Genomic DNA, 6,481 nt, shown 5'->3' with positions numbered 1-6,481 from the left:
CCTCCACCGCCCAAGCGGCCAGGGCCCGGGGGATGCCGGTGAAGCCCATGGCCAGGGTCAGGACCCCCGCCCCCGCCAGGATCAGGCCGATCATGCTGGTGGTGCGGATGGCCCCCATTAGGCTTTCCCAAAACATCCTGGGGGACAGTTCGCGGTTTAGCCCTGCCAGGAGAAGTGACCCGGCTACGCCGATGGCCGCTGCTTCCGTGGGGGTAGCTACCCCTAGGTAGATGGAGCCTAAGACCAAGAGGATGAGGAAGAGCACGGGAAAAACACCCAGGAGGCCGGCCAGGACCTGGGCCAGAGGTTTTTGGGGCTCCCGGGGAAGTTCCTTGCGGTGGCGAAGGGCCAAAATGGCTACCAAAAGCATAAAAAGCAAGGTCAGGACCGCTCCCGGTACCACCCCCGCCATGAAGAGGCGGGCTACGGAGACCTCGGCCATAACCCCGTAGACAATCATGATGACGCTGGGAGGGATGAGGAAGCCCAGGGTTCCGGCCCCTGCCAGGGAGCCCAGGGCCAGGGGCTTGGGATAGCCGCGGCGCAGCAGCTCCGGTAGGGTGAAGCGGCCCACGGTGGCGGTGGTGGCGGCGGAAGAGCCGATGACGGCGGCAAAGAGGGCGCTGGCCACCACGTTCACGTGGAGGAGCCCTCCAGGGAGACGCGAAAGAAGGGGGCTAAGCCCCTGGAAAAGCCCCTGGGCCAGCCGGGAGCGGTAGAGGATTTCCCCCATCCAAACAAACAGGGGTAAGGCGGCTAGGCTCCAACCCGAGGTGGAGGTCCAAAGGGCGGTGGCCAGGTTGGGTCCCACCGGGGCGGAGGTAAAAAAAGCCAGCCCAGCCATTCCCACCAGCAGGAGGGTCAGGCCCACATGGACGCCCAAGGCTAGGAGAAGCAAGAGAAGGCCCACCAGGATGAAACTCTCCCCTAAGAGGTTCATCCCTCCCCTCCCTTCCATGTTTTCAGACCCACCTCCAGGAGGGCTAAGGTGAAGAAGGTGAAGCCCACTGCCAGGAAGCTTTGCGGCAGCCAAAGGGGTAGGGGAAGGAGTCCCGGGGCCAGGTCCCCGTAGCGGTAGCTTTCCCCCACCCTAAGCCAGGCGTGCCAGGTGGCGTAAAGGGTGGCGAGCAACCCGAGCCCCAGAGCCATGGACTCCGCCCACCGCTTTGCCGGCTTCGGCAACTTCTCCAGCAAAAGCCGCACCCGGATATGCCCTCCGGCCCTCAGGGTGGGGGCCAGGCCCAGGAAGATGAGCCCAGCCGTGGCAAACCCTGCCATCTCCAAGGCCGAGGGCACCACGAAGCCCAGGTACCGCCCCGCTACCTGGGCCAGGATCACCAGGAGGATGAAGAGCCCCATGAGGGCTGCAAGGAGCTCGGAGAGACGGAAGAGGCCCTCGAGGACCTTCCTCAACAGGCTCATCGCCCCAGGTACTGCCGGTAGACCTTTACCCCCGTGGCCCCGGCCTGCCTTTGCCACTCCAGGATCATGGTCTGTCCCACCTTCTTGAGGTCGGCCAGCAGGGCAGGGGAGGGCTTGACCACCTGCAGACCCCGGCTCGCCAGGGTCTGCAGGGCCTTTTCCTCCTGCTCCTGGCTCAGCCGCCAGCCCCGCTCCTCTGCCCGCTTGGCCGCCTGCAACAGGGCTTCCCGGTCTTGGGCGGAAAGGCTTTCAAAGGCCCTCCGGCCGATGACCACCATGTTCTTGGGTATCCAGGCCTTCACGTCGTAGAAGTAGCGGGCGAAGTCCCAGGCCTGGCTATCTACCCCTGTTACCGGGGAGGTGATCATGGCTTCCACGATCCCGGTGGCGAAGGCCTGGGGGATGTCGGCGGCTTCCACCTGCACCGGGGACATGCCAAGAAGCTCCGCCAGCCGGGCGGTGGCCGGGTTGTAAGCCCGGAAGCGCATGCCTTTCAGATCTGCCCCTGAGTTTACAGGCCGTTTGGTGTAGAGCCCCTGGGGTGGCCAGGGCACCGCGTAGAGAAAGACCACGCCCCGTTGCGCCAGCCACTTCTCCACCTCCGGACGCTGGGCCTGGTAGAGCCGGCGCGCCTCCTCGTAGCTGGTGGCCACGAAGGGGATGGAGTCCAGGTTGAAGAGGGGGTTTTCATTGGCCAGAAGGGACATGAGCACCTCCCCCATCTGTACCTGCCCGTTCCTAACCGCCGGCAGGATCTGGGGATGGGGGAAAAGGGAACCGCCGGGGTGGACAGTGATCTTTAGCCGCCCTCCCGTGGCCTCCTCCACCTCCTTGACGAACTGCTGGATGTTTTGCGTGTGGAAGTTGGCCGGGGGATAGGGGGTGGCCATGTTCCAGGTCTGGGCTTGGGCCGCTACTACCCATACGACAAGGCCTACCAACAGGCTCCGCATACCTATGCACCTCCTATCGCATTCTAGCGCTTGGGCACCCGGTCCACGAACTCGTTGGTGTAGGTGCGCTTGAGGTCGATCTTGGCCCGGGCTACGTTGGGGTCAAAAGCGGAAAGTACGGTAAGAGGCCGTAGGGGAGCGGTGTCGCTGAACCGCCCTGTGGGCGAGAAGGCTTCCAAGGAGTTTTTGAGGACCTTGAGGTACAGGGCCCGGTCGCCCAGGAAATACTCCTCCGGCAGTACGGCGGCGATTTCCTCAGGGGTCTTGCCCTGCATCCACCTCAGGCCCCGCACCATGGCGTTTACCAGGCGCTGGGCCGTGTCGGGGTTGCGCTCCAGCCATGCCCGGGTGGTGTAGAGGACCGCGGCAGGATATTCTCCTCCCAGTACCTCCCGCGTACCCTTGGTGCTACGGGTATCCGCCAGCACCTTGATGAGGCCCCGTTCCTCTAAGAGGGTGATGGCAGGCTCCACGTTGGAAAGGGCCTCCACCTGCCGGTTCTGCACGGCAGCTACGGCCTGGGCTCCCACGGAGACGCCGATTACCGATACGTCTGCGGGTTTAAGCCCGTTTTTTACCAGGAGGTAGTTGAGGAAAAAGTGCGTGGAGCTACCCGGGGCCGTGACCCCCACCTTCCGGCCCTTGAGGTCGGCGATGCTCCGGACCTGGTCCGCCAGGTCTGTGCGCACCCCCAGTACGATGGCCGGGTACCGCCCCACCTGAACGAAGGCCACGATATCCCGACCCTGGGCCTGCATCTGGATGGTGTGGTCGTAGAAGCCCATCACCACCTCCACGCTCCCTCCCACCAGGGCCTGGAGGGCCCTCGAGCCCGCCTGCAAGTCCTGGATCACCACGTCCAGGCCCTCCTCCTTAAAGAATCCCAGGCGCTCCACCACGGTGAGGGGCAGGTAGACCACCGCCGTCTTTCCCCCCACCCCCAGGACCACCCGCTTAGGAGCAGCCTGGGCTTCCGCCAAAGACATCCCTAGGGCCAGGAAGCTCACCAGCGCTGTGAGAAAAAGCCTTTTCATACCACCTCCTCCTTTATCCTTGAATCCCTTCCGCCTTGGGGTGCCAGCGGACCAGCCGTTTTTCCACCTGGCCCACCAGGGCATCCAAGACCAGCACGAAAACCATCAGCACCACCATGCCAGCGAACACCCCCGTGGTGTCAAATACCCCTTCCGCCTGGGCGATGACGTAGCCCAGGCCGGCGGCGCTCCCCAGGTACTCCCCCACCACGGCCCCGATCACCGCGAAGCCAATAGAGGTTCTCAGGCTTGAGAAGATCCAGCTGGCTGCGGCCGGGAGGTATACGTGGGCAAGAAGATGACCAGACCGGGCCCCGAGAAGCCGAGCATTCTGTAGGATTACGGGGCTCACCTCCTTGACCCCCTGGTAGGTGTTGAAGAAGGCCACGAAGAAGACCAGGGTGATGCCCAAGGCCACCTTGGAGAGCACCCCCAGGCCGAACCAGAGGGTAAAGATGGGGGCCAGGACCACCCGGGGAATGGCGTTCAAGGCCTTGATGTAAGGGTCTAGGACTGCGGCCACGCTGGGGGCCAGGGCCAGCCAAAGCCCTAGGACCACCCCAAGGAGGGTTCCGAAGAAAAAGGCCAAGACCATCTCCAGGGTGGTGATGTAGAGGTGGGGGTAGATCTCCCCTGTGCTGAGCCAGCGCCAGATCCTTCCAGCAATATCCGAGGGTTTTGAGAAGAAGAAGGGGTCCAGGCGGCCGGTCCTCGAGGCCCACTCCCACCACACCAGCAGGAAAAGGAGCAGGCCCGCTTGCCAAATCCTTAATCTAAGCCCCCGCATGGGCCCGCATCACCTCCCCCCTTAAAAGCTCCCAGATCTTCCGGTGCAAGCGCAAAAACTCGGGCGTGAGCCGGATTTCCGCCACATCCCGGGGCCGGGGCAGGGGGATGGGAAACTCCCCAATGACCCGGGAGCGGGGCCCCGCCGACATCACCACCACCCGGTCGGCGAGGGCGATGGCCTCCTCGAGGTCGTGGGTGACGAAGAGCACCGTCTTGCGGTCCTCCTGCCAGAGCCTCAGGAGCTCGTTTTCCATAAGCTGCCGCGTCTGCACGTCCAAAGCGGAAAAGGGCTCGTCCATGAGGAGGAGTCTGGGATTGGCGATAAGCACCTGGGCCAGGCCTACCCGCTTGCGCATCCCCCCGGAAAGCTGGTGGGGGTAGTGGCGGGGAAAGCGGCCCAGGCCCACTTTCTCCAGCCAGGCTTGGGCCCGTTCCCGGGCTTCCCGCCACGGCACCCCCCGGAAGACCAGGGACAGGGCGACATTGTCTAGGGCCGTCTTCCAGGGGAGGATGGCGTCCTGTTGGAAGAGGTAACCAGCAACGGGGTTAAGCCCCCGAAGGGGTTTCCCGTTCAGGAGCACCTCCCCTTCGCTGGGAGCGAGAAGTCCTGCTGCCACGTTGAGAAGAGTGCTTTTGCCACAGCCCGTGGGGCCCACTAAGCTCACGAACTCCCCAGGGGCAAGGCCCAGGCTCACCCCTTCCACAGCCACATAGGGACCAAAGCTGACGGAGACCTGGCGGAGCTCTAGAAGCCTCATGCGTAGTATTCGGGGTTGGGCTTTATGCCCAGAGCGTTCAAGAGCCGGTTGGTGAAGTTGAACATGGCTGCCACCTCTACCGCCTCCAAGATGGCTTCGTCGCTTAGGCCTGCTTCCCTAAGGGGGGCCAGATCCCCTTCCGTCATGGCGTAATGCTCGTGGGTGATCTTCAGGGCAAGTTCAACGAGGGCCCGCATCCTCGAGGGCATCTCCGCTCGGCGGGGGTTGGCGGCCAGGACCTCAGGAAGGACGGGGTCCCCAGTGAGGTCCTCTAGATAGCGCTTGTGGCTGGCCACGCAGTACTCGCACCGGTTCTCGCCACTGATGGCCACCGCCATGGCCTCCCGTTCCTCCCGGGAGAGGAGGCCCTCCCCCCGCATGAGGGCGTCGTAGTAACGGAACCAAAGGAGAAACCGTGGGCTTAAGGCAAAGGCCCGGGCCACGTTGGGCACAAACCCCATCTTTTCTTGAAAGCGGGCGAAGAGCTCCCGTACCTCCGGGGCAAGCTCCTTCTCCTCAGGAACCCGAAGCCAGGAGATCACCATACCGCCACCGCCCGCACCGGGCCACCCGAGGCCCCCCGGTGCTTAGGAGCTCCCACGAAGATGAGGGCCCCCGCTGGGGGCACCTGGGCCAGGTTGGCCAGGTTTTCTAGGCCATATTTCCCTGCGCCCAGGAGGATCAGATGGGCCTTGAAGTCCTTGGAGGGACCGTGGTCCAAGGAAAGCGTATCCACCCCAACCCCCACGATCTCCCGCTGTCGCACCAGGAACTCAGCTGCCTCCGGGGAGAAGCCGGGGAAGTGGAGGGTACCCGCGGCGTCTTGGTTCAAGAAGGCCTTGGGGTCACGCCAACGGGCTTCCCAGCCCGAGTGCATGGCCACCAGGGCCCCTTTGGGCAGGCGGCCGTGCTGGCGCTCGTAGGCCAGGATGTCGTCCACGGTCACCTGGGCATCGGGGTCCCGGGCGGCCCTCTCGTGGATGTGGATCACCGCCAGGGGAGCGATAAGGGTCTCCACGGGTAGCTTCTCCGCGGTAAGCCCCCCTTCCGCAAAGTGGGCGGGGGCATCCATATGGGTTCCCGAGTGCTCCCAGAGGTCAATGCGGTTACCGTAGTAGCCGTTTTGCCGCACCGTGACCAAGGTGGTGATGCGCATGGGCTCGGCCCCGGGGAAGAGAGGGATCTCCGGGGAAAGCTCGTGGGTGAGGTCCACCGCCCGGCTAAAGGCTCGGCCAGGGACAGGGGCCTGGGCCAGGGAGCGGCTGGCTAGAAGGGCAAGCCCTGCACCCAAAAGCGCCCTGCGGGAGATCTCCTTCGCCACCGCCTCCATTACCAGAGGAGCGCACATGCTTGCCTCCTTTCGGGCAAAAACTACCACATTCCCGCAAAGGTATGCAAGTGTCTAACGCCGGGGATCAAGGCGGTCACGAAGCCCATCCCCGAGGAGGTTAAAGCCCAAGACGGCCAAGGATAGGGCCACTCCCGGGACCAGGGCGGGGTATGGGGAAAGGGGGAGGAAGCCCTG

At 64.2% G+C, this 6,481-nt stretch carries 8 protein-coding genes and 1 pseudogene; all 9 read right to left on the bottom strand.

What is annotated here, in order from left to right:
- The coding region (locus Q0693_RS06690) for a TRAP transporter large permease subunit (protein WP_298630170.1) at nt 1–958 on the bottom strand (958 nt) is incomplete at its 3' end.
- Nucleotides 937–1,422 (bottom strand): TRAP transporter small permease, encoded by a 486-nt coding sequence (locus Q0693_RS06685; RefSeq protein WP_298630168.1) that lies wholly within the window; start codon nt 1,420–1,422, stop codon nt 937–939. The genes Q0693_RS06685 and Q0693_RS06690, both read right to left, overlap by 22 nt.
- Nucleotides 1,419–2,375, bottom strand: coding sequence for a TRAP transporter substrate-binding protein (locus Q0693_RS06680; protein ID WP_243028848.1), 957 nt, complete (start codon nt 2,373–2,375; stop codon nt 1,419–1,421). The genes Q0693_RS06685 and Q0693_RS06680 overlap by 4 nt, the downstream gene beginning before the upstream one ends.
- Nucleotides 2,376–2,398: 23 nt before the next feature.
- The gene (locus Q0693_RS06675) at nt 2,399–3,409 is read right to left on the bottom strand and encodes an ABC transporter substrate-binding protein (protein ID WP_298630166.1); all 1,011 of its coding nucleotides are present in this window, start codon (nt 3,407–3,409) and stop codon (nt 2,399–2,401) included.
- A gap of 13 nt (nt 3,410–3,422) precedes the next feature.
- Complete coding sequence (locus Q0693_RS06670) at nt 3,423–4,196, bottom strand: ABC transporter permease (protein ID WP_298630164.1); 774 nt, start codon at nt 4,194–4,196, stop codon at nt 3,423–3,425.
- A complete protein-coding gene (locus Q0693_RS06665; RefSeq protein ID WP_243029545.1) occupies nt 4,183–4,956 on the bottom strand; it encodes an ABC transporter ATP-binding protein in 774 nt (257 codons plus the stop codon). Before Q0693_RS06665 ends, Q0693_RS06670 begins: the two co-directional genes overlap by 14 nt.
- On the bottom strand, nt 4,953–5,501 hold the full coding sequence (locus Q0693_RS06660) for a peroxidase-related enzyme (protein ID WP_298630158.1): 549 nt from the start codon (nt 5,499–5,501) through the stop codon (nt 4,953–4,955). Before Q0693_RS06660 ends, Q0693_RS06665 begins: the two co-directional genes overlap by 4 nt.
- Nucleotides 5,495–6,304, bottom strand: coding sequence for a cyclase family protein (locus Q0693_RS06655; protein ID WP_243029543.1), 810 nt, complete (start codon nt 6,302–6,304; stop codon nt 5,495–5,497). The genes Q0693_RS06660 and Q0693_RS06655 overlap by 7 nt, the downstream gene beginning before the upstream one ends.
- A 54-nt stretch (nt 6,305–6,358) precedes the next feature.
- Nucleotides 6,359–6,481 (bottom strand): annotated as a pseudogene (locus tag Q0693_RS06650) (ABC transporter permease); the annotation flags it as partial.

It is taken from the genome of uncultured Thermus sp. (genome assembly GCF_938010445.1).
GTDB classification, from domain to species: Bacteria; Deinococcota; Deinococci; order Deinococcales; family Thermaceae; genus Thermus; species Thermus altitudinis.
Note: the sequence above shows the minus strand (reverse complement) of the source record. Positions and strands in the feature narration are given on the sequence as shown.